General features: G+C 52.0%; 2 protein-coding genes. Both read left to right on the forward strand.

The annotated features are described in order from the left end of the window. Positions 1-32: 32 nt before the first annotated feature. Positions 33-2,996 (forward strand): molybdopterin-dependent oxidoreductase, encoded by a 2,964-nt coding sequence (locus tag AC3DOM_RS16710; RefSeq protein ID WP_487920172.1) that lies wholly within the window; start codon positions 33-35, stop codon positions 2,994-2,996. A gap of 118 nt (positions 2,997-3,114) precedes the next feature. Beyond that, positions 3,115-3,561, forward strand: a 447-nt coding sequence (locus AC3DOM_RS16715; protein WP_487920173.1) for a hypothetical protein, incomplete at its 3' end; no start/stop codon positions are given.

A 3,561-nucleotide genomic window follows, 5' to 3' on the forward strand; every position in this document is an offset into this window, starting at 1 on the left:
AGGGGCTAGGGGAGAGGTAAAAAGGAGCAATCATGAACGTTCAACTACTTATTAATGGAAAATCGTTTGAAGCCAGCATTCTTCCCGGTGAAACAGCACTGACTACCTTACGTAAATTAGGCTTCCACAGCATCAAATTCGGCGACGAGCATGGTCTGACCGGCGCTGACACGATCTTATTGGATGGCAAGCCGATCAATGCCGGAATGATACTGACAGCCCAGATCGAGGGGCATGAAATTGCGACGCTGGAAGCACTTGGTGAACATCCTGATCAGGGCTGGAAAAAGACAGATGGATTACATCCCTTGCAACAGGCCTTTATTGAAACCGGCGCAATTCAGTGTGGATATTGCACACCCGGGCAAATACTGGCGGCGAAATCGCTCCTGGATGGCAAGCCTGCTCCCACCGAAGAAGAGGTGCGCTCAGCCCTGAACGGAGTCCTGTGTCGCTGTACCGGTTACGTGAAACCCGTTCAAGCGGTGATGCGAGCAGGTGCAGTCATGCGCGGCGAGGCAGTCGATCCCCTGAACGGAGAAGGTCTTTGGTTCGACACTACCACCACCGCCGATGATATCCCTGAGTTGGATGATAGCCCCTCCACGCAGACACAGGTGACCCCAAAAGTTATTCTGAGTGATAAAAAATCGACTTATCAGGTCGTTGGTAAATCTGAGCCAAAGGTGGATGCCATCAAGCTCTCGCAGGGCAAATCTGCCTTCGTGGCGGATATCGAAATGCGCGGGTTGTTGCATGCCAAGGTACTGAAATCGCCTTTGGCGCACGCCCGCATCAAAAAAATCGATGCCAGCAAAGCCCGCGCCTTTCCCGGAGTTGTGGCTGTCCTGACCCATGAGGATATCCCCCGAGTTGTCTGGTCAACGGCCGGGCAATCTGATCCCATCCCCGGACCGCTGGACACTTTTTCGCTGGATAAAAAAGTTCGTTTTGTTGGAGACAGGGTCGCATTTGTCGCCGCCGAAACGCCCGAGATCGCCGAGCAGGCCCTTCGTCTGATCGAGGTCGAATACGAGGAACTCCCCATCCTGCTGGATATCGAAGAGGCGATGAAGCCCGGCGCTCCGATCCTGCACGACGAACCTGAATATGTGGATTTTGCCGATTCAGATGCATCCAAAAATTTGGCGGCTGAAATCCGGATCGATATTGGCGATGTTGAAAAAGGATTCTCTGAAGCGGATCAGGTCTTCGAGGCCGTTTACGAGGTTCCTAAAGTACAACAAGCCCACATCGAGCCGCATGTTGTCATCACCTATTGGGACGAGGATGATCGTTTGGTTATCCGCACCAGCACACAGGTTCCCTTCCATGTTCGGAGGATGCTTGCCCCGGTGCTCGATCTGCCCATCAAGCGGATTCGGGTCATTAAGCCACGCATCGGTGGGGGCTTCGGCGGAAAACAAGAGGTCCAGATCGAGGATATTGCCGCACATCTTACAATTGCAACAGGACGTCCTGTGATGCACGAAACCACCCGCGAAGAAGAGTTTATCGCCAGCCGCTCACGGCATCCGATGAGAATCTGGATGAAAACCGGGGTCAAAAAAGATGGTACGCTGACCGCCAATGAAATGAAGATTCTTTCTGATACGGGTGCGAATGGTGCACACGCACTGACAGTAACCGGCAATACCGGCCATAAATCATTGGCGCTCTACGTCGGCGATGGCAAATATCGCAAATCACCGAATATCCGTTTCCACGCCGATATTGTTTATACCAATCGCCCGCCCTCTGGTGCCTATCGTGGATATGGCGTCCCGCAGGGCTATTGGCCGCTGGATCGCCACCTTGAGAAAATCGCAATAGAGATGGGTTTTGACCCGCTCGAATTTCGTTTAAAAAATGCCATTCGCCCGGGTGAGTTCCATCCCTTCAGCACTGCCTGGAACGAAGGCCGCGAACCACGCCCCGAGATCATCCAGACCGTTGGCCTGGAGGAATGTGTCCAGCAAGGCAAGGCAGCCATTGGCTGGGACAGTAAATATAATAATGCTGAGTGGCGCAATGCAAACCCGACCAAACGCAAAGGGGTTGGCGTGGCGACCGTGATGCAGGGAACTGCGATTCCTTACCTTGATATGGGGGGTGCCTCGATCAAAATGAATGATGATGGCTCTTTCAATCTGCTCGTCGGCGCGACCGATCTTGGTACCGGTTCCGATACCGTTCTGGCCCAGATGGCAGCTGAGGTACTCGGCGTACCCATAGATGATATGATCTGTTATTCATCTGACACAGATTTCACCCCCTTTGATGTCGGCGCCTATGCCTCCTCTACGACCTATGTCTCTGGTGCGGCGGCGACGCTTGCAGCCGAAAAAGTCGCTGAGCGGATCAAGATCCGTGCGGCAAAAATGTTGGAACTGCCGGAAGACGAATTTTTGAATATTCGATTAGCGGACCGGCAGGCATACGCGCCTGACGGTCGCTCAATCCCATTATCAGAGATCGCGTTGGACACCCTCCATCGTAACGATCAGGAGCAGATCATGGCGACTGCCTCTTATGTTTCCCCATCATCGCCTCCCCCCTTTGCCGCCCAGTTTGCTGAAGTGACAGTCGATACTGAAACCGGCCAGGTGACCGTCGACAAGCTCGTTATGGCGGTCGATTCCGGTGTGATCGTCAATCCGATAGCTGCATCCGGCCAGGTCGAAGGAGGCCTGACGCAGGCCCTCGGCTATGCCGTTTGTGAGGAGATGGTCTACAATGAAAAAGGCGAAGCCCGCGAAAAAGATTTTGGTGATTACCATATCTTCCAGGCTGATGAGATGCCAGAAATGGAAGTGATCTTTGTCGAGACCTTTGAGCCAAGTCATCCCTTTGGCGTGAAGGCTGTCGCTGAAATCCCAATGGATGGTGTTGCTCCCGCGGTCGGGAACGCTGTCCGCAATGCCGTCGGCGTAGATATTGACAGCAATCCGATCACCCCAGAAAAGGTATGGAAGGCGATGAAATCAGCTAACTAAGCCAAGTCTCTGCTTACCAGAAAAGGTGACAGGTATTTTATAAGTGCCCGTCACCTTTTTTATTCCTGCTAATCTAAAAGAGTATAATTACAGGTATAAAATTATCAAAAAGGGCTTTATGAAAAATTCTGCAAAATATATTCTCAGCCTGGTCCTGTTTTTGAGCGCATGCAGTGAGAGGCCAACCACCGCACCTCTAAGCCCACCCATTGACATAGAGGCGACTGCACTGGCAATGGCGTACACGATGGCGGCGGAGACAATGGCCGCCGTCCCAACCGAGACACAGATTCCAACACCGACAGAGATTCCGTTTTTTCTGACAACCACAATCTGGTCCGAAGATGCGCGCGTCCCGATTATCAACTATCATCAATTTGCCCCAAATTCTTCCGAAAAATCAACCGATCATAAAATTCGGATGGAGGATTTTATAGATGGGATGGATGCGCTCAATCAGGCTGGGTTTACCCTGATTCATTTGGAAGACTGGATCAATGGCGATCTTTTCGTCCCTGAGGGACGCCGCCCATTGGTCTTTACAATGGATGATGTATTTTATAAT

Source organism: Candidatus Desulfolinea nitratireducens (genome assembly GCF_982879505.1).